This is a genomic window from Streptomyces boninensis (assembly GCF_048572725.1).
In the GTDB taxonomy this organism is placed as follows: domain Bacteria; phylum Actinomycetota; class Actinomycetes; order Streptomycetales; family Streptomycetaceae; genus Streptomyces; species Streptomyces boninensis.
In genome coordinates, this window is sequence record NZ_CP183837.1 from 5,201,090 (window position 1) to 5,222,801 (window position 21,712).

The 21,712-nt window shown below is 70.8% G+C and carries 19 protein-coding genes and 1 tRNA gene; 13 read left to right on the plus strand and 7 right to left on the minus strand.

The window, feature by feature from the left end; genetic code table 11:
* Nucleotides 1-6: 6 nt before the first annotated feature.
* From ACNNMR_RS23710 to ACNNMR_RS23765, 12 genes are all read left to right on the plus strand, one after another.
* The gene (locus ACNNMR_RS23710; RefSeq protein ID WP_419996691.1) at nt 7-984 is read left to right on the plus strand and encodes an ArsR/SmtB family transcription factor; all 978 of its coding nucleotides are present in this window, start codon (nt 7-9) and stop codon (nt 982-984) included.
* Between the two features lie 109 nt (nt 985-1,093).
* Nucleotides 1,094-1,831: a DUF6081 family protein gene (locus tag ACNNMR_RS23715; RefSeq protein WP_419996692.1), complete on the plus strand. Its 738-nt coding sequence runs from the start codon at nt 1,094-1,096 to the stop codon at nt 1,829-1,831.
* Nucleotides 1,832-2,038: 207 nt separating this feature from the next.
* A complete protein-coding gene (locus ACNNMR_RS23720) occupies nt 2,039-4,198 on the plus strand; it encodes a hypothetical protein (RefSeq protein WP_419996693.1) in 2,160 nt (719 codons plus the stop codon).
* Between the two features lie 470 nt (nt 4,199-4,668).
* Nucleotides 4,669-5,775, plus strand: a complete 1,107-nt coding sequence (locus tag ACNNMR_RS23725) for a hypothetical protein (protein ID WP_419996694.1) — start codon at nt 4,669-4,671, stop codon at nt 5,773-5,775.
* Nucleotides 5,772-6,707: a DUF6772 family protein gene (locus ACNNMR_RS23730; protein ID WP_419996695.1), complete on the plus strand. Its 936-nt coding sequence runs from the start codon at nt 5,772-5,774 to the stop codon at nt 6,705-6,707. The genes ACNNMR_RS23725 and ACNNMR_RS23730 overlap by 4 nt, the downstream gene beginning before the upstream one ends.
* Nucleotides 6,708-6,714: 7 nt before the next feature.
* The gene (locus ACNNMR_RS23735) at nt 6,715-7,089 is read left to right on the plus strand and encodes a hypothetical protein (RefSeq protein ID WP_419996696.1); all 375 of its coding nucleotides are present in this window, start codon (nt 6,715-6,717) and stop codon (nt 7,087-7,089) included.
* 15 nt (nt 7,090-7,104) lie between these two features.
* A complete protein-coding gene (locus tag ACNNMR_RS23740) occupies nt 7,105-8,637 on the plus strand; it encodes an ABC transporter substrate-binding protein (protein ID WP_419996697.1) in 1,533 nt (510 codons plus the stop codon).
* A gap of 19 nt (nt 8,638-8,656) precedes the next feature.
* Nucleotides 8,657-9,745 (plus strand): LacI family DNA-binding transcriptional regulator, encoded by a 1,089-nt coding sequence (locus tag ACNNMR_RS23745; protein WP_419996698.1) that lies wholly within the window; start codon nt 8,657-8,659, stop codon nt 9,743-9,745.
* A complete protein-coding gene (locus tag ACNNMR_RS23750) occupies nt 9,742-10,671 on the plus strand; it encodes an ABC transporter permease (protein WP_419996699.1) in 930 nt (309 codons plus the stop codon). The genes ACNNMR_RS23745 and ACNNMR_RS23750 overlap by 4 nt, the downstream gene beginning before the upstream one ends.
* Nucleotides 10,668-11,573: an ABC transporter permease gene (locus tag ACNNMR_RS23755; RefSeq protein WP_419996700.1), complete on the plus strand. Its 906-nt coding sequence runs from the start codon at nt 10,668-10,670 to the stop codon at nt 11,571-11,573. The genes ACNNMR_RS23750 and ACNNMR_RS23755 overlap by 4 nt, the downstream gene beginning before the upstream one ends.
* A gap of 86 nt (nt 11,574-11,659) precedes the next feature.
* The gene (locus ACNNMR_RS23760) at nt 11,660-12,700 is read left to right on the plus strand and encodes an ABC transporter ATP-binding protein (RefSeq protein WP_419996701.1); all 1,041 of its coding nucleotides are present in this window, start codon (nt 11,660-11,662) and stop codon (nt 12,698-12,700) included.
* A complete protein-coding gene (locus tag ACNNMR_RS23765; protein WP_419996702.1) occupies nt 12,697-13,728 on the plus strand; it encodes an ABC transporter ATP-binding protein in 1,032 nt (343 codons plus the stop codon). The genes ACNNMR_RS23760 and ACNNMR_RS23765 overlap by 4 nt, the downstream gene beginning before the upstream one ends.
* A 30-nt stretch (nt 13,729-13,758) precedes the next feature.
* Here ACNNMR_RS23765 and ACNNMR_RS23770 read toward each other — a convergent pair whose 3' ends face one another.
* The 3 genes from ACNNMR_RS23770 to ACNNMR_RS23780 form a co-directional block, all read right to left on the minus strand.
* Nucleotides 13,759-14,259, minus strand: coding sequence for an HNH endonuclease (locus ACNNMR_RS23770; RefSeq protein WP_419996703.1), 501 nt, complete (start codon nt 14,257-14,259; stop codon nt 13,759-13,761).
* A gap of 25 nt (nt 14,260-14,284) precedes the next feature.
* Nucleotides 14,285-14,497: a hypothetical protein gene (locus tag ACNNMR_RS23775; protein ID WP_419996704.1), complete on the minus strand. Its 213-nt coding sequence runs from the start codon at nt 14,495-14,497 to the stop codon at nt 14,285-14,287.
* A gap of 245 nt (nt 14,498-14,742) precedes the next feature.
* A tRNA-Gly gene (locus tag ACNNMR_RS23780) sits at nt 14,743-14,816 on the minus strand.
* Between the two features lie 458 nt (nt 14,817-15,274).
* Here ACNNMR_RS23780 and dcd point away from each other — a divergent pair.
* A complete protein-coding gene (gene dcd / locus ACNNMR_RS23785) occupies nt 15,275-15,850 on the plus strand; it encodes a dCTP deaminase (RefSeq protein WP_419996705.1) in 576 nt (191 codons plus the stop codon).
* Between the two features lie 69 nt (nt 15,851-15,919).
* Here dcd and ACNNMR_RS23790 read toward each other — a convergent pair whose 3' ends face one another.
* From ACNNMR_RS23790 to ACNNMR_RS23805, 4 genes are all read right to left on the minus strand, one after another.
* The gene (locus ACNNMR_RS23790) at nt 15,920-16,879 is read right to left on the minus strand and encodes a Yip1 family protein (RefSeq protein WP_419996706.1); all 960 of its coding nucleotides are present in this window, start codon (nt 16,877-16,879) and stop codon (nt 15,920-15,922) included.
* Nucleotides 16,880-17,065: 186 nt separating this feature from the next.
* Complete coding sequence (locus ACNNMR_RS23795) at nt 17,066-18,466, minus strand: FG-GAP-like repeat-containing protein (RefSeq protein ID WP_419996707.1); 1,401 nt, start codon at nt 18,464-18,466, stop codon at nt 17,066-17,068.
* Nucleotides 18,467-18,741: 275 nt separating this feature from the next.
* On the minus strand, nt 18,742-20,166 hold the full coding sequence (locus ACNNMR_RS23800; RefSeq protein WP_419996708.1) for a hypothetical protein: 1,425 nt from the start codon (nt 20,164-20,166) through the stop codon (nt 18,742-18,744).
* Between the two features lie 72 nt (nt 20,167-20,238).
* Nucleotides 20,239-21,693, minus strand: coding sequence for an FG-GAP and VCBS repeat-containing protein (locus tag ACNNMR_RS23805; protein WP_419996709.1), 1,455 nt, complete (start codon nt 21,691-21,693; stop codon nt 20,239-20,241).
* Between the last annotated feature and the right edge of the window lie 19 nt (nt 21,694-21,712).

Consider the following 21,712-nt stretch of genomic DNA (forward strand, 5'->3'; position numbering starts at 1 on the left):
GGACCTGTGCTTCGCATCCATTTCACCAGCACCGATCTCGGCCGGATCCGCGTGGGCCGGGCGCTGGACCCGATGTGGGAGACCGTCCTCAGCGTCCACCAACTGCTCCAGCCACAGCCGTACTTCACCTCCTGGAGCCGCCTCGCCCGCCGCCGCCTCGCCGCCGCGGGCCTCACCGGCGATACGCACCTGCTGGCGGCGCTCGCCCCCGTCAGCGCCTACTTCCCCGACTTCATGACCCCTGCGGGCCACACCACCAGCTTTGCGGCGGGCGTCGAGACCGTGCTGTCCACCGGCAAGCCCCGGCTGCGCGCCGAGGTCGGCCAGCTCGCCGCGGAGCCCGCGGGCGCGCCCGGCTGGCTCGCCGACATCGCCGCGGGCCGCCCCGCCGCGCTGCGGCGCCTCGGCGGTGTGATGCGGCGCTACCACGACGTGGTGCTCGCGCCGTACGCCGCGGAGGCGGCGGCGCTCGCCGCCCGCAACGTGGCCGAGCACACCGAGCACTCCCTCAGCCGCGGCATCGAGGCCGTACTGACCGGACTCGGCCCGACCGCCCGCTGGCAGTCCCCCGTGCTGGAGGTCGACTACCCCCTCGACCGGGACGTCCACCTGGACGGCCGCGGCCTGCACCTCATCCCCAGCTTCTTCGGCGTCAACCACCCGATCACCCTCGCCGACCCCACCCTCCGCCCGGTGCTCGTCTACCCGGTCAGCCGCGAGGCGTCCTGGCGCCCCGGCAGCAACCGCACGCCCACGGACGCGCTGGCGGAACTGCTCGGCGAGACGCGGGCCCGGGTGCTGCGCCTGCTGAACGCCGAACTGACGACGTCCGCGCTCGCGCAGCTGGCCAGCACGTCGGCTTCGACGGTGAGCCGGCATACGGCGGCGCTGCGGCATAGCGGGCTGGTGTCGACGCGGCGGGATGGTGGGTGCGTGCTGCATACGCGTACGGCGCTGGGGAGTGCGCTGATCCAGGCGCGGTGAGGGGCGGTGAGGGGCGCGCCTCACATGTCACGGATGAGGCTGCCGACCCGTCGTAGAGACACGCAGGCGGCGAACAGCCGCCGCGCTCACTCGCTCGGAGGCAGCTCCCATGACATCGAACCCGCAGACCGCGCACGGCGACTTCGTGACGTACGACGACCTGAAGGGCCCGGACCTGGATCCCGCGCTGTGGCAGGGGATCAGCGTGCCGATCCCGGGCGGCGGGGAGTGGACGGCGAGCGATCCGAATGCTCAAGTGACGGTCGGCGAGGGCGCGATACGGGTGACGATCCCGCGCTTCTCGGCATCGAGCGATACGTTCCTGCCCGCCGACAGCGGCAAGTTCGCCAGGTTCACCACCCGCGAATTCGCGCTGCCGCCGGACCGCCCGGCGACCTTCGCCGCCGAGCTGTCGGTCCAGAACCTCAACGGCGAACCCGCCGACTACCGCCAGGGCATGGCCGCCTTCCAGGTCGCCGACCTCCAGCGGGTGTTCAGTGTCATCGGCACCTCGACCCGCGTCTTCGCCATGCACGAGCAGCTGGGCGTATGGGGCGCGACCGACCCGTTCGTACACGTCGTGGAAACTCCGTACGCAGACTTTGATGACGACTTCACCCGGCCTCGCACCTGCGAAATCACCTTCGACCGCAGCACGTCGACGGTGCTGTGGCAGGTCGACGGCCAACAGATCTACAAGACGAACGGCACCTCCATCCCGGAGCAGGTCTCGATAGCCATCGGCATCTGGACCCAACTCCCCCTCCGGAACGGCCGCAGCCGCTCCCTGCGCGACCAGGGCATCGACGCGCGGTGGTCGGGCTTCCGGGTCCGGGGGGCGGACTGAGGGAAAGTCTGAATTCGGCCCGGGTCACGTCCGTGATCGCGCCCGAGGTGAATTATATAAGCCTCAACTTATATAAGTAGGAGCTGGCATTACTGCCACTCTTCGCGCGTGCGCACAGCCTCGTACTTCACCGTTCAACCGGAACGGCCCAATGGTCGATGTGTGTCGTTTGCATCCTAATTCAGGCCGATTTCCTAGGGTCCGAGCATGTCCAACCCAAGAAGACAGGCATCCATCGCACTCCTCGCCACCACCGCAGCGTCGTCGCTGCTCGCCGCGAATGCGTACGCCGCTGACACCTACGCACAGGTGATTGCCCGCGGCCACCTGAAGGCCAGAGCCGAGGCCACCACGGCAGCGGCAGCCGTCGGCACCTACTCCAGGGGCGCCCGCGTCCTGGTCTCCTGCAAGGTGAAGGGCCAGAACGTACGCGGCAATTCGATCTGGTACAAGGCGCCCAAGGGCTGGATCAGTGCCCGCTACGCCATCAACCTCGGCCCCGTCCCGCTCTGCAACGAAGAGACCGGTAAGGGCAAGGTCGGGCCTCCCGGCCCTCCTGGACCACCCGGCCCGAAGGGCGATAAGGGCGACAAAGGCGGCAAGGGCGATAAGGGTGACGTCGGTCCGCAGGGCCCGGACGGCAGGCGGGGCCCGCAGGGCGAACCGGGGCCCAAGGGTGATGACGGCGAAGACGGAGCCACCGGACCTCGCGGCCCCAAGGGTGAGAACGGCGAGCCGGGCGACACCGGCCCGTCTCACCGCGAGGAATGGCTACAGGCCAACGAAGGCATGACCGTCAGCGACTACGAGGACTTCATCCAGGGGGACCCCGGGCTGCATGCCTCGCAGGAGTGGCTGAAGAACCACCCCGGAAAGACGATGGACGACTATGAAGCCGCCATCAAGGGGGAGAAGGGCGAGAAGGGCGAGACCGGCGAGACCGGCACCCAGGGACCGGAAGGCAAACGGGGTCCGGTCGGCCCTCAAGGTGAACCCGGGGAGGATGGCGCAGCGGGACCTCGAGGCCAGGCTGGCCCTAAGGGGGACGACGGAGACAAGGGTGAGCCCGGGAAGACCGGGGCTCAGGGTAAGAGTGGCCCTGTCGGCGAGCAGGGACCCCAGGGCGAGCAGGGACCCCGGGGCGAGCACGGAGAGCCCGGCCCTTCAGCGTCCGAGGAATGGATGCAGAAGCACGCCGGCATGACGCTCAGCGACTACGAGAACGCCATCAAGGGCGAGACCGGGGAGAAGGGGGAGACCGGCGAGAAAGGGGCCCCTGGCGCACAGGGTCCTGAAGGTAAGCAGGGACTTGAAGGTAAGCAGGGGCCACAAGGCGCGCAGGGCGACCAAGGGCTGCAAGGCAAACAGGGCCCCACGGGCGAAAAGGGTGAAACCGGTGCGCCCGGCCAGGAAGGAGCCCAGGGCCCGCAGGGGAAGCAAGGCCTCAAGGGTGAAACCGGTGCTACTGGAGCCCAAGGCGCCAGGGGTGAACAGGGCGAACAGGGAGCTGTAGGCCCTCAGGGCCTGAAGGGTGATACGGGACAACAGGGCGAGCAGGGAGCGCAGGGCGAGCAGGGTGCTCGTGGTCCCGAAGGTCCGCAAGGCAAGACAGGACCGCAGGGGCAGGCAGGGCTCAAGGGCGAAACAGGCACCCAAGGTCCGATGGGCGCCACTGGAGCAACAGGCGAGACCGGCGCGCAGGGGCCCATGGGCGACCAAGGGGTTAAGGGCGACCAAGGGCCCAAGGGGGAGCCTGGAGTCAAAGGCGACCAAGGAATTCAGGGCCTGAGGGGCGATGCGGGCCCAAAGGGAGATACCGGAGCGAAGGGCGAGACCGGCGCCCAAGGGGAGGCAGGCGCTACAGGAGCCCAGGGGCTCAAGGGCGATCAAGGGCTCAAGGGCGACCAGGGGCCCAAGGGCGACCAGGGGCCCAAGGGCGACCAGGGGCTCAAGGGCGATCAAGGGCTCAAGGGCGGCCAAGGGCCAGAGGGCGCCAGGGGCGCTCCAGGGGAGAAAGGCGCCACAGGCGCCCAAGGTGCAGTCGGCCCAAAGGGCGAGACTGGAGTGCAAGGCTCTCAGGGACCGCAGGGCGACCGTGGAGAGGCTGGGCCAGTAGCGGGTCCTCAGCGAATCGTTGTGCAGAAAACCCTTGAGCCAGAGCCGATCAGTTGGAGAGTAGACCTAGAAGCAGAGTGCCCGAAGGGCACAAAGGTCAGTGGCGGGGGCTATTGGGCCGAGCAGCATGCGTCACCGCCGCAAGCAGACTTCCCCAGCGATCGAAATTCGTGGATTGTGAGGGCGGCGTACGATCCCGATCGTCCGGTGAAGTACACCATCTTCGCACTCTGTCAGCCGGTGACGACGTGATCTGGAGCCGCCTGTGATCGCCGAGGCGTGGGGTGATGAGAACCGGCCTGCCGGCTTCGCCGAGATTTTCTTCTCGACAACGGCGAACGCGAACACCGCCTGCATGAGCCGGCACTGGCGGTCGGCATAGCCGCGTCCGGCATACGCTGGCGCCTCGCAGCACGCGGCTGCGGGGCGCGCCGCCCTCCCTCGTGGGTGAGACGGCCCATGATCGTGCACCAGCGGCCGACCGGATCTCGATCCGCTCGTTCGCGGACAGGTCTCGGCGGCGTCGCCTGCTGGGCCCGCCGCCCGCCCGCCGCCCCCGCGCCTCCCCAACCCGAGGCCGGGGGCGGTGCCTTGACGGCGTTTTTTCTTCGCGAAGTAGTCGCGTCCGGACCGTTTACTTCCGGTCACGGCATGCGTAGCGTGCCCATCGCAACGCTCACGTTAACGTTCATGTCGAGGCTGGAGCCGAGATGCGTCCCAGATTGCGTGCAATATCCACCGTGGTGGTCCCCGGCGTCGCGATAGCCCTCGCGCTGCTCGGCGGGCCGGCTGCCGCGGCCTCAGAGCAGGACGAGCAGGGGCAGAACGGTCGGCACGGAGCGGCCGGGCGGACCGTGGACCTCCGGGTCGGTACGTACAACGTGTGCGGCCACGGGTGCCTGCCGACCAAGGCGGAGTGCGAGCGCGTCATCGGCCGCGACTGCGCCACCAAGCTGCGCCCCTGGGCCGAGGGCCGGGCCGCGGACGTCGCCGCGGACATCGACGCGGCCGGGCTCGGCGTCGTCGCCACGCAGGAGATCGGCAACAACGCGACGCCCAGCCAGCCCGCCGTCGACGTCGAGTCCTTCCGCGCGCCGCTGACCGCCGCCCTCAAGGAGCACGGCTACGCCGAGGCCCCCGCCGACTACGCCGGCACCCGGCACCCGGAGAAGGGCTACCCGCTCAAGTCCGGCGCAGGGCGCTACACGTACTACGACGCCTCCCGCTACTCCCACCTCGACAAGCGCGGTCGCGAACTCCCCCACGACCTGCTCTGGCTGCCGGACTCCACCGAGATCTACGGCAAGACCATGACCTGGAACGTGCTGCGCGAGAAGAAGTCCGGCGCCCGCTTCGTCGTCGTCGACATGCACCTGGAGTACCGCAAGAACGGCGCCACCGACCCCAACGGCTGGACCAAGAACTGGGACGAGGTCCGCTACGCCGACGCCAGGCGCACCGCCGAGGACCTGACCCTCCGCAACAAGCACACCCGCAACCTGCCCATCGTCTTCGCCGGCGACATGAACTCCGGCTCCACCGCCGAGGGCGCCAGCGCCATCGACGCCTTCTCCGACGTCGGCTTCACCGATGCGCACGCGGCCGCGGACCGCGTCACCGGCGACGCGTACGCCTCGTACAACGGCGGCAAGATCCCGCTGCCCCTCGGCGAGAAGATCGACCACCTCTTCGTCCGGAACGGGACGCCGGTCAGCGAGTGGGTGCAGATCCCGCAGACCACCGCGACCGAGGGGCCGCAGGCTGACCTGCTGCGCTCCGACCACAACCTCTCCTACGCCACCGTCCGTCTCATGAAAGGAAACCGGTGACGACCGCACCACACACCGATCCGCGCCTGCTCGACCCGAAGCTGGCGAGGTTCAACCCGCTGCGCCGCATCCTCGTCCACGACGACTTCAACACCGGGACGCACGGGTGGATCGAGCTGATCGGCAACCATGACAAGCACGGTGATCTCGACACCGTCGACGAGCACATGTCGGACTTCCGGCCGCCGCAGCTCAGCTCCTGCAACTTCTTCGACGTCGGCACGCACGGGGCCATGTCCGGGACATACGCCCTGAAGGTCGCCACCCGGCCGGTCACCGGGCACACCGGCGTGGCGATCAGGCGGCTGACGATGTCCGGCCGCGGCCGGGTGCAGTTCGAGACGTACTTCGCGTACAAGGCGGAGGCGGCCTCGGCGGAGAACGGTGCCGCGGGCGCCGCCGGCGGCGGCCGGTGGGACGCCAACAACCACCCGTCGGAGCAGCAGTTCGGTGCGCTCACCGTCGCGACCGACATCTGCGACGGCGTGCGCTACCACAACGTCGTGCGGTACCAGAACACCGATCTCGACCACGAGGTGCGGCACCGCTGGATGTACCCCACGGTCCCCGAGCCGACTCCCCGCGAGCACTTCGAGGGCAAGCTCAAGCTCCCGCGGACCGCGGACTTCACCGCCCCGGAACCCGCCGACTGGCGGCAGTTCGGCGAGCGGCAGGAGCTCTGCTTCAACGAGGTCCCCACCAAGGTCAACTGGCACTACCTGCGCTGGGTCATCGACACCGACACCCGCAGCAACGTCGAACTCCAGGTCAACGACGTCGTCCACGACATGTCCGACGTGCCCGTCCCGCCGTACGACGAGGAGTACGGGTCGCTGCAGAACCTGCTCAACTTCTACGTCTCCGTCCGCACCCACACCGACGTGCGGAACTTCCTGTACCTCGACTCCGTGCTGATCTCGGTGGACTGGTGAGCGCGACATGACCATGCGACAGTCCTTCACCGCCGTCATCGAGCGCAACGCGACGCTGACCGGCGAGTTCACCACCGAGCCGTACGAGGCCGCCTGGGCCGGCGAGGCCCGCTGGTTCGTACGCGTCCTCGACGCCTCGGGGCGCGCCCCGAGGATGCTCGTACGCACCCAGATCTCGCCTGACGGCCTGCACTGGTGCGACCTCGACCGCGATGCGGAGCAGTCCGTCGACCCCGGCGACGGGCTGCTGCACAGCTGGCCCGCCGAGGGGTTCGGCGGCTGGCTGCGGCTGCGCGGCACCGTCGTCGACGGGCCGGCCGAAGCCGCCGGCGACGCGGCCCCGTCCGTCAAGGTCCTGATCTACCTGGCACTCAAGTCCTGACCTGGAGGTGGTGAGATGACCGGGGCGAGCAGAGCGAGCGGGCGTGGCCCCGCGCGGCGGGACTTCCTGGCGATGGCGGGACTCGGCGCCACGGCGGTGCTGCTGTCCGGCTGCGGCGTCGGCAGCGCCGCGCCCAGCGGGGCGCTGCGCGCGGCGTTCGGGCAGCCGGTCACCGACCTGGACCCGTACAACGCCGCGACCGCGGTCGACGAGGCGTCGCTGATCGTCAAGCGGCTGGTCTTCGACACCCTCGTACGGCGCGAGGGCGCGGAGCTGGCGCCGGGGCTTGCGGTCAAGTGGCGGCGCGAGGGCGACACGAAGTGGGTCTTCACGCTTCGCCGCGACGCCGTCTTCCACGACGGCAGCGCGGTCACCGCCCGCGACGTGGTCGCCTGCCTGAAGCGCACCCAGCAGGTCCCGTCCGCGCAGACCCCGCTGTGGGCGACGGTCAAGGGCGCCGAGGCGCCCGACGACCACACGGTGGTCTTCACCACCGACGGGCCGCTCGGCTCGCTCCCGGTCAACCTCACCCTCCTGTTCATCGTCCCGGCGCGGCTGGTCGCGGACCCGGAGCAGAAGCGGAGCCCCGTCGGCTCCGGCCCGTTCCGGGTCACCGGCTTCACCCCGTCGACCTCCGTCGAACTGGCGCGGTTCGACGACTACTGGGACGGCCGGGCGGAGCTGCCGGCCGTCTCCATGCCCTACATCGCGGAGACCTCGACGGCGATCACCGCCCTGCGCAACGGCGACGTCGACCTGCTCTGGCCGGTCCCGCCGGACCAGCTGCCCGAGGTCAGCGGGGTGTCCGGGATCACCGTCGAGTCGGTGCCCTCCTGGACGTACTACTTCAACTGGTTCAACTGCGCGCGCAAGCCGTTCAACGACCCGGACGTCCGCCGCGCGCTCTGCCAGGCCGTGAACGTGCCGCAGATCGTGGACTCCCTCTTCGGCCGCGGCGGCAAGCAGATGCGCGCGCCGATCCCCGAGACCGTCGCCGGCTTCGCGCCGCAGCGGCCCTGGCCGTACGACCCGGACGAGGCACGCCGGCTGCTGGCGCGGGCCGGGCTCGGGCGGGGGTTCGCCACCTCGATGATGTGGTTCGACGCGACCGGGCCGCTGTCGCGGGAGCTGGCGCAGGCGCTGATCTCGGCGTGGGCCGGGATCGGCGTCACCGTCGAGCCGCAGAGCATAGAGAAGGCGATGTGGCTGGAGCGGCTCAACAGCCTCGACTGGGACATGAACCTCCAGACGAACACCGTGACCACCGGCGACGCCGCCTTCACCATAGGCCGCCTCTACACCTCGGAGGCGGGGCGCCTCGGCTACGCCAACAAGGAACTCGACGCCGTCCTGGCACAGGCCGCCGGTGCGCCCGAGGGCCGGGAACGCGACGAGCTCTACGGCAAAGCCTGCGGGACCATATGGTCGGACGCCGTCGGTCTCTTCCCCGTCACCCTCGTCACCGGGTACGGGCGCGCGAAGGAGCTGACCGGCTTCACCCCCGCCCCGAACAACCAGCCCGACCTCGCCGTGGTGGGGCGCCGATGACCCCGCGCCGGAGGACCCCATGACCCCACGCCGCCGACCCACGCTGCGCGACATCGCCCTGTCGCTCGACCTGTCGGTCAACACCGTCTCCCGGGCGCTCGCCGACAAGGACGCGGTGAGTCCCGAGACCCGCGAGCGGATCAAGGAGGAGGCGGAACGCCTCGGTTACGTGCCCAACACCATGGCCCGCTCCCTCGTGCTGCGGAACGCCATGACCCTCGGGCTCGTCATCACCAACCCGGCCAACCCCTTCTACGCCCGCCTCATCTCCGCGATCGAGGAGCGCGGCCGCGAACGCGGCTACTCGCTGATGCTCATGGTCACCGAGGACTCCGCGGAGAACGAGCGCCGCGCCGCCGAGGAGCTGATGCGCTGGGGCGTCGACGGCGTGCTGGCCATACCCGTGCAGCACGGTGCGGAGCACTGGAGCCGGCTGCGCAAGTCCGGTACGCCCGTGGTGCTGCTCAACCGGCACCTGCCGGAGCTGGACGCCGACGTCGTGGGCGTCGACTACTACGCCGGTGCCCGCGCGGCGACCGAGCACGTGCTGGACGGCGGGGCGACCGAGCTGTACCTGGTCGAGGAGGACCTGGAGATCTCGCCGGTCGCCGAGCGTATCCGGGGCTTCCGGGAGACGCTGGCGGCCCGCGGGATCACGGTGCCCGACGACGCGGTGGTGCGCGTGGACCCGGCGGCCGCGCCGGAGGGGGAGCCGGTCTCGGGCCCCTTCGACCCCGGGGCGGCGTACGCCGTCGGCGCGGAACTGGCGCGGCGGGCGGGGCCCGGCGCGGTGGTGCTCGCGGGCAACGACTACCACGCGCTCGGCCTGTACCGGGCGTTCACCGAGCGGGGGCTGCGGGTCGGCACGGACATCGGCGTCGTCGGCCACGGGGACCACCCGTTCTCCGCGTACCTCGACCCGGCCCTGACCACGGTCCGGCTGCCCGCGCCCGACGTGGGCCGGGCCGGCGTCGACCGGCTGCTGGAGCGGGTGCGGTCCGGGCCCGACTCCGCGGCACAGGACGCGGATCCGATCCGTACTCTCCTGGCCCCCGAACTCGTCGTACGTGCCTCCGCCGGACCGCTTCGAAGAAGAGGTGAGCAATGATGGGCGCGTTCCTCGCCAAACGCATCGCGCAGGCCGTCGTCGTGGCCTTCGGCGCGCTGACGCTGGTGTTCCTCCTCGTACGCGTCGTGCCGGGCGATCCCGCCAAGCTGATCGTCGGGCCGGACGCCTCCGCGGAGCAGCTGAAGAGCGTACGGGCCGACTTCGGCCTCGACGACCCGCTGTGGCGGCAGTACGTCGACCACCTCGCCGGGATCCTACGCGGCGACCTCGGCGACTCCTGGCGCCTCGGCGGCTCCGCCCTCAGCAACACCCTGGACCGCTTCCCCGCGACCCTGAGCCTGTCGCTCGCGGCCCTGCTGCTGACCGTCGTAGTCGGGATCCCGCTGGGCATGCTCTGCGCCCGCCGCCCCGGCAAGCTGCTCGACCTCGTGGTCTCCACCGGCTCGCTGGCCGGCCAGGCCATCCCGTCGTTCTGGCTCGGCATCGTCCTGATCCTCATCTTCGCCCGGCAGCTCGACTGGCTGCCCGCGACCGTCGACGGCTCACCCGCCGCGGTGCTGCTGCCGGCCTTCACGCTGTCGCTGCCGTTCATCGGCTGGCTCGCGCGGCTGGTGCGCAGCAGCGCGCTGGAGGAGGGCGGCAAGGACTACGCCCGTACGGCCCGCTCGAAGGGCGTGGGCGAGGGGATGATCCAGTACGTGCACGTCGGCCGCAACATCGCGATCCCGGTCGTGACCGTACTCGGCCTGCTGATGGGCAACTTCATCGCCAACGCGGTCATCATCGAGGTCGTCTTCTCCTGGCCGGGCATCGGCTCGCTGATGGTCGACGCGATCACCAACCGCGACTACGCGGTCGTCGAGGCCGCGATCCTCACGATCACGCTGGCGTACATCGTCCTGAACCTGCTCGTGGACGCCGTCTACTTCGTCATCGATCCCCGCCTCACCCCGGAGGACGCATGAGCAGCACGACCGCGGCCGCGCCGGCGCCCGCCGCTGAGGAACCCCGTACGGGCAAGGCCGCGGGCGACGCCGCGCGGCGGGTGCCGGTGCGGGTGTGGATAGGCGCCGGGATCCTCGCGCTCTTCGTCCTCGCCGCCATCGCCGGGCCGCTGCTGCGCCCGTACGACCCGGTGGCCACCGACCTGCCGAACCGGCTGCTGTCGCCGGGGGAGCGCACCGACGCCGGCGGCATCGCCTGGCTGGGCACCGACCAGATGGGCCGCGACCTGCTCGCGAACCTGCTGGCAGGATCCCGGATCTCGCTGCTTGTCGCCTGCGCGACCATCCTGGTCGGCGGCGCGGTCGGCCTCGTCGTCGGGCTGGTCTCGGGCTACTTCGGCGGCCGGCTGGACACGATCGCCTCCCGTATCGGCGACATCCAGCTCGCCTTCCCCTCCATCCTGCTGGCGATCCTGCTGGCCGGGGTGCTCGGCCCGAGCGTCACCAACATCGTCATCACGCTGGCGATCACGAGGTGGGTCATCTTCGCCCGCGTCGCCCGCGCGTCGGCGATGGCGACGCGGCGGCTCGGGTTCGTCGACTCCGCGCAGGTGCTGGGGGCGGGACACATACGCATCATGGCCCGCCACGTGCTGCCGTCCGTCTGGCAGCCGCTGCTGGTCGCGGCGACGGTGCAGGTGGGCCTGGTGATGGTCGCGGAGGCGTCGCTGAGCTTCCTCGGCCTCGGCGTACCGGTCGACACCTCGTCGTGGGGCGCCACCGTCTCGGTGGGGCGCGACTACCTGGGCTCGGCGTGGTGGATATCCACGATGCCGGCGGCGGCGCTGGCGCTGGTGGTCACGGCGGTGGGCGTGATCGGGGATGGCTTCCGGGACGTGTCCGATCCGCGGTCGCAGATATGAGCGGAGAGCGGTCGCAGATATGAGCGGAGAGCGGTCGGAGATATGAGCGGAGAGCGGTCGCAGAGATGAGCAGAGAGGGGAGCACGATGTCTTCCACGGCCGCAGGGCCGGCCCCGGCGGCCCGCCTCCGGGACCTCCACATAGGCTTCGGCCGCGACGGTGCGCGGCGGGTCGTCCGCGGGGTCGACCTCGACCTCGTACCCGGCCGGGTCACCGCCCTGGTCGGCGAGTCGGGCAGCGGCAAGTCGCTGACGTCGCTCGCCCTGATGGGGCTGCTGCCGGCGGGCGCGCGGGTGAGCGCGGGGACGGTCGAGATCGAGGGCCGGGACACCGCGGGGTTCACCGACGCGCAGTGGCGGCAACTGCGGGGTGCGAAGGTCGCGATGGTCTTCCAGGACCCGATGGCGGCCCTCAATCCGTCGTTCACCGTGGGCTGGCAGATCGCGGAGACGCTACGCCGCCGGGGCACCGGCCGGCGCGCGGCCCGGGAGCGGGCGGTGGAGCTGATGCGGACCGTCGGCATCCCCGACCCGGAGGCCAAGTACGGCGCGTACCCGCATGAGTTCTCGGGCGGCATGCGGCAGCGGGCGGTCATCGCCATGGCCCTCACCCTGGACCCGGCGGTGCTGCTGGCCGACGAGCCGACGACGGCGCTGGACGTGACGGTGCAGGCGCAGATCCTGCGGCTGCTCGCCCGGCGGCAGACGGAGGCGGGGATGGCGATGCTGCTGGTCTCGCACGACCTGGGCGTGGTGGCCCGCGTCGCGCAGGACGTGGCGGTGATGTACGCGGGCCGAATCGTGGAGACGGGCGCGCTGGACGCCGTCTACACGGCACCGGCGCACCCGTACACGCGCGGCCTGCTGGACGCGGTTCCGGACCCGGCGCGGCCGGGGCGGCTGGTGCCGATCGAGGGCCAGCCGCCGGCGCCGGGGACGCTGCCGGCGGGGTGCGCCTTCGCGCCGAGGTGCGGGTACGCCACGGAGGTGTGCCGTACGGAAGACCCCGCGTTGACGGCGGTGGGGGAGGCGGGGCAGGTGGGGCAGGCGGGGCAGGCGCACAAGTCGGCCTGCCACCACAGCGGAAAGATCCTGGCCGGGCCGGAAAACGTGGAGGCGGCGTCATGAGCACGAGCAAGCAGACTCCGGACGCGCTGCTGCCGGACGCACTGCTGCACATCCGCGACCTGCACGCCGGCTACACGGTCCCGGGCCGCTCGGGCCTGGGCCGCCGCCGTGTCGACGCGGTCGCGGGCATCGATCTGACGGTACGGCCGGGACGTACGGTCTGCATCGTCGGCGAGTCGGGCTGCGGCAAGTCGACGCTGGCCCGCGCGGTGGTGGGCCTGCTGCAACCCTTCGCGGGATCGGTCTCCTTCGCGGGCCTCGACCTGGCGACGGCGGGCCGCCGCGAGCGGCGGCGGGTGGCGAACGACCTGCAGATGGTCTTCCAGGACCCGTACACGTCGCTGAACCCGAGGATGCGGGTCGCGGAGATCGTGGCGGAGGGCTGGCACATCCACAAGGAGATGGCACCGGCGGACGAGGCGCAGCAGGTGGCAAGCCTCCTGACCCAGGTGGGCCTGGACGAGTCGTACGCGGGCCGCCGCCTGCACGAGCTCTCGGGTGGCCAGTGCCAGCGGGTGAGCATCGCGCGGGCGCTGGCGCTGCGACCGAAGCTGATCGTGTGCGACGAGGCGGTGTCCGCGCTCGATGTGTCCGTGCGCGCACAGATCCTGAACCTGCTCGCGGATCTGCAGCGGGAGCTGGGGATCGCGTACCTCTTCATCTCCCATGACCTGGACGTGGTCCGGCACATCGCGGACGAGGTGGCGGTGATGTACCTGGGCACGATCGTGGAACACGGCACCGCGCCCCAGGTCTTCGAGTCCCCCCAGCACCCCTACACCGAGGCCCTCCTCGCCGCGGCCCCCTCGGTCCACGACCGCCCGGACACCACCACGCCCCCCTCCCTCCCCGGCGAAGTCCCCTCCCCGGCCAACCCCCCGGCGGGCTGCCGCTTCCACACCCGCTGTCCACTGGCAACGGACCTGTGCAGAACGGACTCCCCGGACCTCGCCGTACGAAACGGAGGGACGCACCCGGCGGCCTGCCACTACGCGGGCCAGGCCGCGGCCGAGCCGGCCGCGCGCTGAGCGGGCTGCGGCCTGCGGGTGGCGGACTGACTAGTCGCCGTTGAGAATGTTCAGGACATCCATTTGGCGGTTCATCGCGCAGTGCACACGCACCTTCGAGACCCTGGTGGCCAGCGTCGATGCCTCCATGATCACGTGGCTGCGCACTTTCTCGGAGACGTTCATGGCGTGGAGGACCCGTTCAGGGTCCCAGCCGATGAGATCGCGGCGGCTGCGGCTTGAGTTGCAGCGCCGGCAGGCAGGGACCAGGTTGTCCAGGTCGTTGGTGCCGCCCTTGGTCACTGGCAGGAGATGGTCGCAGCCGGTGGCCTGTTGCCCGCAGTAGACACACGACTGTGCGGCCATCGCCCGCTGAATCTCGGCCGGGATCGATCCGAGGGCGCGGCGCTTGGCTCTAGCCGTGTGGCGTCGGCAGTGCTCCGCACCATCCGCGGCCGACTTCTCGCAGCCGCATTCGATGCAAGTGCCGTCGTCCGCGGCCGGGATGAATCCTTCGGGGAGGGAGCCGACAAGCTTTGCTCGTATGTCCATCGGCGCAGCCTCCCACGCGGGCCGGTCAGCGGTCGTACATCTTGAGAACCAACCAGACTGACCCGCTCAATGCCGCGAACAGCAGCGGGACGATGAACGCAAGCATCTCTCCGCGGCCGCCGGTGACCACAGCGATGACGGCGGTGAATGCCAGGAGCCCCAGCGCAACGATGCCCGCCAGCCATCGCAGCAGGATGCATGCAGCGGCTGCAGCTTGGGCCTTGTCGTGCTGGGCCACGAGGCGTTTCTGCCTTGCCGTCACGGGTGACGATGGCACCGGCGCGGGGCATGTCGTCGAGGTCCAGCCACGCCCATCGCCGAGGTCCAGCCACGCCCATGTCTGGAAGACCTGGGCAGCCCTGCGCTCCGCTGCGCCACCCCTCCTGCTGGGCGGTTTCCTCTTCGCGCCGCACGCGGCTCCCGGAACACCTCAGGGCCAGCCTCCACACGATGCGGAAACTGGCCCTGACCTGGTCTTCTGCTTGGAGCGGGTGACGGGAATCGAACCCGCGCTCTGAGCTTGGGAAGCTCATGTTCTACCATTAAACTACACCCGCGTGAGACGCCTGGTGAGGCGGTCTTCGTCGAGACACTGTACCTCATGTCGGGGTTGCGGCCGTAGTGGCCGGGGGGTTGGTGCAGGTGGTGGGTCCTCGCGGGTGCGGGGGCCCTTTTGTGTTGGGGCGGGGTGTGTGCGGGTGTGGGGACCCGGGTGTGAGGGGCGGTAGTTGGGGCGTAGCGTGAAGGACGGAGTGCCGGTGTTACTCGCGTCGGGAACATCCCGTAATGTGGCTTTCGTCGCCTAGCTGCAACCACGGGGAAGGGACGCGATACGCGATGGAGTCCACCGTCGTCCGCTGTGCCGAAGGGCATGTTTTCCGCACTGACTCGCTGCCGATGCAGAGTGCCGCGCGGCTCGGGCCATCGCGGCTGGTGAGATGTCCTAAGTGCGGGCGGTTGCGGCAGGCGGTTCCCGTGGCGCGGGGCGAGCGCTAGCTGCCGTATCCTCGTCGGCGTGCTGCTCTCTGACAAGGACATCCGTGCCGAGATCGACGCCGGGCGGGTGCGGATCGATCCGTATGACGACGCGATGGTTCAGCCGTCGAGCATCGACGTACGGCTGGATCGGTATTTCCGGGTCTTCGAGAATCATCGGTATCCGCACATCGATCCGGCCGTCGAGCAGCCTGATCTGACGCGGCTGGTCGAGCCCGATGGGGATGAGTGCTTCATCCTCCATCCCGGGGAGTTCGCGCTGGCTTCGACCTATGAGGTCGTGAGCCTTCCCGACGACATTGCCTCGCGGCTTGAAGGGAAGAGCTCGCTCGGGCGGCTCGGGCTGCTCACGCACTCCACCGCCGGGTTCATCGATCCCGGGTTCAGCGGGCATGTGACGCTCGAGCTGTCCAATGTCGCCACCCTGCCGATCAAGTTGTGGCCGGGGATGAAGATCGGGCAGCTGTGCCTGTTCCGGCTCAGCTCGCCTGCTGAGCATCCGTACGGGTCCGCCAAGTACGGGTCGCGGTATCAGGGGCAGCGGGGGCCGACGCCTTCGCGGTCCTATCTGAACTTTCACCGCACCCCGATGTGAGCGCATGAGACTGACCGCGTGAAAGGGCCCCCGCCGAGGCGGGGGCCCTTTCACGCGGTCAGAGGCCTGCTACACCGTCCCCAGCTTCATCAGCGCCAGCAGCGCGATCAGCTGGATCGAGGACGCCGCCAGCGCACGCGGCCACGGCAGGTCGTGGGACTTGCTCACCATCGAGGTCAGCAGCGCGCCCGCGGCGAGCCAGGTGAGCCAGCCCAGGAGCTGCGCGAAACCCGCGTCGCCTCCCACGAACATCGCCACCAGCAGCCGCGGCGCGTCCGTGAGCGAAGTGATCAGCATGGCCAGGCCGACCGTCGGCTCCCACGCCCCGTCGCCGCCGAGCTGGCGGGCGAGGGTGTGGGTGACGGCGCTCATGACCAGGCCCGCGAGCACGACGGCGACGCCCGTCGAGATCACCCACGGGATCGAGTTGGAGAGCGTGGAGTTCAGGACGTCGTCGCGGGCGGTGTCCAGGCCGAAGACCGCGAGCAGTCCGTAGATGAAGGTGACGATGAGCGCGGGGCCCCACATTTTGTGGTCGCGCATCTGCCAGAAGGTGCGGTTCGGGTGGAAGACGATGCCGCGGAGCAGGTCCTTCCAGTGCAGCTTCGGGCCGACGGGCGCCGGGGCGCTGCCGGCGCGGTAGGTGCCGCCGGAGCCGTACTGGCCGTCGTCGTAGCCGCCTTGGCCGTACGCATCCGGGGCCTCGCCCACGCCGTATGGGTGGGTGTGTCCGTGATTGTCCGGATAGTACGGGCCGGGGCCCTGGCCGCCGCCACCGCCGCCGAAGTACTCCGGCTCGCCGTGCGCGGGCGGCGGGAAGCCGCCTTGGCCACCGCCGTGACCGCCGTGACCGCCATAGCCACCCGGCCCCGGCCCCGGCCCGCGCCCAGGACCAGGCCCCTGCCCGTATCCCGGCGGCGGCGGTCCGCCCTGATAGCCCTGCTGGCCGTACGGCTGCTGCCCGTACTGCTGCCCCTGCTGCTGTGCGCCGCGGGAGCGGTGTCCCCGGCCGATCCTGAATCCAGCCACGATTCGAACGTACCTGGTGTACGCGAGCCGCGTGACCGGCCGGGGGTAACGGGATGGCCATTGTGGCCGATCCGGTACAACCCGTAAGGGGCGATTCCTGCCTGTCCCCTACGGGCTGGCTGGATACCCCTCCTCTATGGGGTGGAGAGGCACCCCTCCGCTAAGGGCTGGACCGTTGTCCGACCCCTACTGCGTGGACAGGTAGAACCCCGCCTCACCCGCGAAGCCGTACCCGAAGCGGGCGTCCTTCGCCGGCGTGCCGAGATCGCCCGGGTTGAAGGCGGTCGCCGGCAGCGACCACACCGCGCCCGTGGCGTTCTCCTGCGGCGCCGAGGCCGCGACCTCCGCCTTGCCGTCGTTGTTCGCGTCCAGCACCTTCACCGCGCCGCCGAACTGGTCGCCGGCCTCCGCGACGCCGGGGACGCCCGCCGTGTCCTGGTGGGTGGCCTTGGCGCCGGTGCCGGTCAGGCCGCCGGAGCCGCCGCGCAGCGTGACGACGGCGCCCGCGTGGGCCTTGGTGCCGATGGCCTCGCCCGGGACGCCGACCGCGAGGTCGTCGTAGCCGTCGCCGTTCACATCGCCCGCGGACAGCCGGGCGCCGAACTGGTCGCCCTTCTCGCTCGCGCCCGGGACGCCCGCGGTGTTCTGCGTGAACGTCTTCGTACGGGTCGCGCCCGGGCCCTTGGCGTCGCCGTAAAGGATCTTGATGGTGCCGGGATCGGCCGGCAGATCCTCGTTGACGTCACCGGGGACGGTGCGGATGGCGAGGTCCTTCTTGCCGTCCTTGTCGAAGTCGCCGGTGGTGGCGGTGGCGGCCGACGGGAGGGCGGTCGGGTCCGTGGACAGGCCCTTGTCGGTGCCGCGCCAGAGGCGGCCGCCCTCGTTGTGGTTCTCGTACGTGTAGAACGTCGCGAGGTCGTCGATGCCGTCGCCGGTGTAGTCGCCCGCGACGACCTGGTCGATGGCGTTGTCGGTGGTGAACATGTCCACCTGCTGCTCGCTCGCCGGCACGCCGGCGCGGGTGAACGGGCCGCTGAGGATCGCCCGCTGCTCCCAGTCGTCGCTGTGCGTGGCGAACAGGTCGGTCTCGCCGTCGCCGTTGAAGTCGCCGGCGGTGAGGGTCTCGCCCGTCACCTTGCCCGAGGTGCCGGCCGGGCCCGCGAGGGTGGCGGCCTGCTCGCCGGTGAGGCCGCCCTTGCGGCCCCACAGCAGGGTGACATCGTTGTTTCCGACGACCGCGAGGTCCGTGATGTTGTCGCCGTCGAGGTCGCGGGCGGCGAGGCGGGTGCCGAAGTAGTCGGAGTCGGCGGCGTCGCCGGGCACGCCCGCGGTGTTCTTGCTGATCACCGTACGGGTGGCCGGGTTGAGGCCCTTGGCGGAGCCGTAGACGATGACGATATATCCGGCCTTGGTCTTGCCCCCGAAGCCGGCGTACGGGGCCGAGGTGGCGAGGTCGGCATAGCCGTCGCCGTTGAAGTCTTCGTGCAGCTTGGTCGTGGGGGCGGCCTGGGCAGCAGGTGTGGTCAGACCTGCGGCGACCGCACCGGCGATGCATGCGGCCGCGATGACCGCGGATTTCGTGCGCACGGGTTCCCTCCCTGAAATTGCGTACGAGAGTGAGACCCGTGGTGCGCCCGGATGGTTGTGGGGTGAAGGTAAAAGGTTGCCCGCATGGTGGCGGGTGGCGGCGGGATGGCCGGGAGATGACGCCGGGACTCTCCTGATGCGGTGCATGGGTTGTGCGAATAGCGGGAACTATCCGGACGAGTTACCGGACACTACGGACAAAGCTTGACCCCGGTCCTCTTCTGGGGAGCAGAGGACCGGGGTCTTGGGGTTTTCGAGGGCCGGTACGACCCGGCCTACCGCCCGAAGACCGAGCCGAAGCGCAGGCCCGCGGGTGCGGCAAAACCGACGTCGGTGGGGTTGAAGGACGTGATGGCCGTCGTCGTAAGACCGGTGGACGCGCCCCTGATCACCCAGACCGCGCCGGAGTCCTCGATGCCGTTGACGTCCTCGCCCGGGGCGCCCACGAACAGGTCCGACTTCCCGTTCCCGTTGGTGTCCTTCAGCTGCACCGCCCCTCCGAAGCGGTCGCCGGCCTCGCCCACCCCCGGGACCCCGGCGGAGTCCTGGTCCAGGGCTTTCGCGCCGGTCGTGGTGATGCCGGCCGCCGAGCCCTTGAGCAGCACGACCGCGCCCGCGTCCGCCACCGTGCCGACGTCTTCGCCGGGCACGCCCGCCACCACGTCCAGGTTGCCGTCGCCCGTAACGTCCGACACCGACACCGAGCCGCCGAAGTCGTCGCCCGGCTCGCCCACGCCCGGGACGCCGGCCGTGTTCTGGTCGTACGACGTCTTCTTCCAGGCGGTCTCGCCGGAGGTGTCCGGCTCATTCATCCACACCGTGATCGAGCCGTGCCCGTTGGCGCCCGGCTGGCCGGTGACCACGTCGACGTCGCCGTCCTTGTCGAGGTCGCCCGCGGCGACCGATCGGGCCGGGCCCTGGTCGGACATGACGGAGTGCTTGTAGCCGATGTCGCCGGGGCCGCCCGGGATGTGCGCCAGGTAGTCGCCCTCGCGGTGCTTGCCGTAGACGAAGGCGTCGCCGGCGCCCTGGTTGGCGTCCTGGATGCCGATGACGCCGTCGAGCTCCACGTCGTCCGGCAGGAAGTCGACCTCCAGGCCGCCGACCCAGTCGGTGCCGTCGCCCTTGAGGACCTCGCTGTAGTAGTAGAAGTGCCGCCCGCTGACGACCTCGAGCTGCCGCGACCCCTCGTCGCCGTCGAAGTCGACGAAGGACACGCCCTGCCCGAAGTCGCGGTCGTCGGCGGACGGGGCGTTCAGGACCATGCCGCCGTGCTTGGTGAGGCCGTTGGGGCCGCCGAGGACGATGGTCACTGAGCCGTCCGGCTTGCCGTCGACCTTCTCGTACGGGGAGCCGGCGATCAGGTCCGCGTACCCGTCCTTGTTGGCGTCGCCGGTGGTGACGCTCTCGCCGAACTGGTCGCCCGCCTCGGCCGCCCCCGGCACGCCCGGCGAGGCCTGGGTGACCTTGATGGAGCGGGACGGCGAGATGCCGTTCGCCGACCCGTACGTCACCACGACCGCGCCGGTGTCCCCGCTCGCGTTCGGTACGCCGATGGCCATGTCGCGGTAGCCGTCGCCGTTGAAGTCGTCACGCAGCTTGGACTGCGCGCCGATCGCGGCGCCGGGCGCGGTGAGGCTCAGCCCGGCGGCGGCCAGCGTCGCCGCCGTGATGGCGGCGGCGAGTGTGCGGGTGCGCATTGAGGTGGCTCCTGAGGTTTTGTGGGTACGAAAGGGGCTGCTGCGGCCGGGGCACTGGCCCAGGCGCCCAGGTCAGTGGCCCAGGTTCGCGCCGAAGTTGAGCTTCACCGACTGGGCCGGGAGGCCCAGCGCGGCCGGGGTGAGGTTGCGCGACGGGTCGCCGGTCAGGACGCCGTCCGCGGTCGCCGGGAGTACGGCCACCCGGCCGGTGCCGCCGTCCTCGCCCGGGATGCCCGCGGCCAGGTCGGCGCGGCCGTCGCCGCTGACGTCGCGCAGGACCACCGTCGCGGCGAACCGGTCCTTGGCCTCGTTGCTGCCCGCGATGCCGGGGCTGCCCTGGTTGAAGGACTGCGCGCCGCCGCGGCCGAACAGCACGGTGACGGCGCCCGCGTCGGCGGTCGTGCCGATGTCCTCGCCCGGCGTGCCGATCGCGAGGTCGGCGCGGCCGTCGGCGTCCACGTCGCCGGTGGCCAGCTCGCTGCCGAAGCCGTCCTGCTCCTCGGAGGCGCCGGTGCCGGTGCCGGGCACGCCCGGGGTCTCCTGCGTGATGTCCTCCGGCGGCTTCGCGCCCGCCGGGCCCGAGGCGCTGCCGTAGACGACGCGCACGGTGCCGCCGTTGCCGGGCGCCACCGGGTACTGCGGCGGCTCCTCGTCCTCCTGCGAGCCGGCGCCCGCGACGCCGTACGCGAGGTCGGTGAAGCCGTCCTTGTCGATGTCGCCGGCGACGAGCGCGCTGCCGTACGACTCGTCGTACCAGTCGGTGGCCTGCTCCAGGCCGGTGGGCGTGCCGCGCAGCAGCGTGGTGCCGCGGTTCTCGAGGCCGTTGAAGGTGGCGGCGAGGTCGGGCCTGCCGTCGCCGTTGAAGTCGCCGGCGGCGAAGCCGTTGATGCTGGTGAAGTGCGGCAGGTACGCGTCGATGCGGGTGAGCGCGGCGGCGGTGCTGCTGGGCGTGAAGGGGCCCTTGACGTATCCCAGCGAGTCCACCTCGTCGCCGTCGTTGGCGCCGACGATGTCGGCCGTGCCGTCGCCGGTGACATCGACGATCTTCAGGCCCTGGCCGCCGTAGCCGGCATAGCCGGTGGTGCTGGCGACCGTCGTACCGCCGCTGAGGCCGGACTTGGAGCCCCACAGGGCGACGAGCCGCCCGGCGCCCTCGTCCTCGCTGGGCACGGAGACGACGAGGTCGGCGTAGCCGTCGGCGTTGAGGTCGGCGCTGTCGAACTCGGTGCCGAAGGCGTCGTACTGCTCGGAGGTCCCGGGCACGCCGGAGCTGGACTGGCTGATCCGGTACGCCCCGGCGCCACTCGGCCCGCTCTTGCCGCCCGGCACGACGCTGACGTAGCCCGCATACGTCACCCCGCCGACGGTGCCGCGCGGCAAGCCGGTGACGTGGTCGCGGAAGCCGTCCCCGTTGAAGTCGAAGGCCTTAGCGGGCTCGGCGCCCTGCGCGGTCAACGGCAGCGCGGCGACGCCCGCGCCGGCGAGGGCGACGGAGGTGGCGAGAGCGGCGATCATTCGTACGCGCACGATGTCTCCTCGTGAGTCG

Bases quoted from the DNA above. Each gene is read 5' to 3' on its own strand.
- ACNNMR_RS23715 (WP_419996692.1), top strand. From the start codon at position 1,094: ATGACATCGAACCCGCAGACCGCGCACGGCGACTTCGTGACGTACGAC.
- ACNNMR_RS23720 (WP_419996693.1), top strand. From the start codon at position 2,039: ATGTCCAACCCAAGAAGACAGGCATCCATCGCACTCCTCGCCACCACC.
- ACNNMR_RS23735 (WP_419996696.1), top strand. From the start codon at position 6,715: ATGACCATGCGACAGTCCTTCACCGCCGTCATCGAGCGCAACGCGACG.
- ACNNMR_RS23740 (WP_419996697.1), top strand. From the start codon at position 7,105: ATGACCGGGGCGAGCAGAGCGAGCGGGCGTGGCCCCGCGCGGCGGGAC.
- ACNNMR_RS23745 (WP_419996698.1), top strand. From the start codon at position 8,657: ATGACCCCACGCCGCCGACCCACGCTGCGCGACATCGCCCTGTCGCTC.
- ACNNMR_RS23750 (WP_419996699.1), top strand. From the start codon at position 9,742: ATGATGGGCGCGTTCCTCGCCAAACGCATCGCGCAGGCCGTCGTCGTG.
- ACNNMR_RS23755 (WP_419996700.1), top strand. From the start codon at position 10,668: ATGAGCAGCACGACCGCGGCCGCGCCGGCGCCCGCCGCTGAGGAACCC.
- ACNNMR_RS23760 (WP_419996701.1), top strand. From the start codon at position 11,660: ATGTCTTCCACGGCCGCAGGGCCGGCCCCGGCGGCCCGCCTCCGGGAC.
- ACNNMR_RS23765 (WP_419996702.1), top strand. From the start codon at position 12,697: ATGAGCACGAGCAAGCAGACTCCGGACGCGCTGCTGCCGGACGCACTG.
- ACNNMR_RS23770 (WP_419996703.1), bottom strand. From the start codon at position 14,259: ATGGACATACGAGCAAAGCTTGTCGGCTCCCTCCCCGAAGGATTCATC.
- ACNNMR_RS23800 (WP_419996708.1), bottom strand. From the start codon at position 20,166: ATGCGCACCCGCACACTCGCCGCCGCCATCACGGCGGCGACGCTGGCC.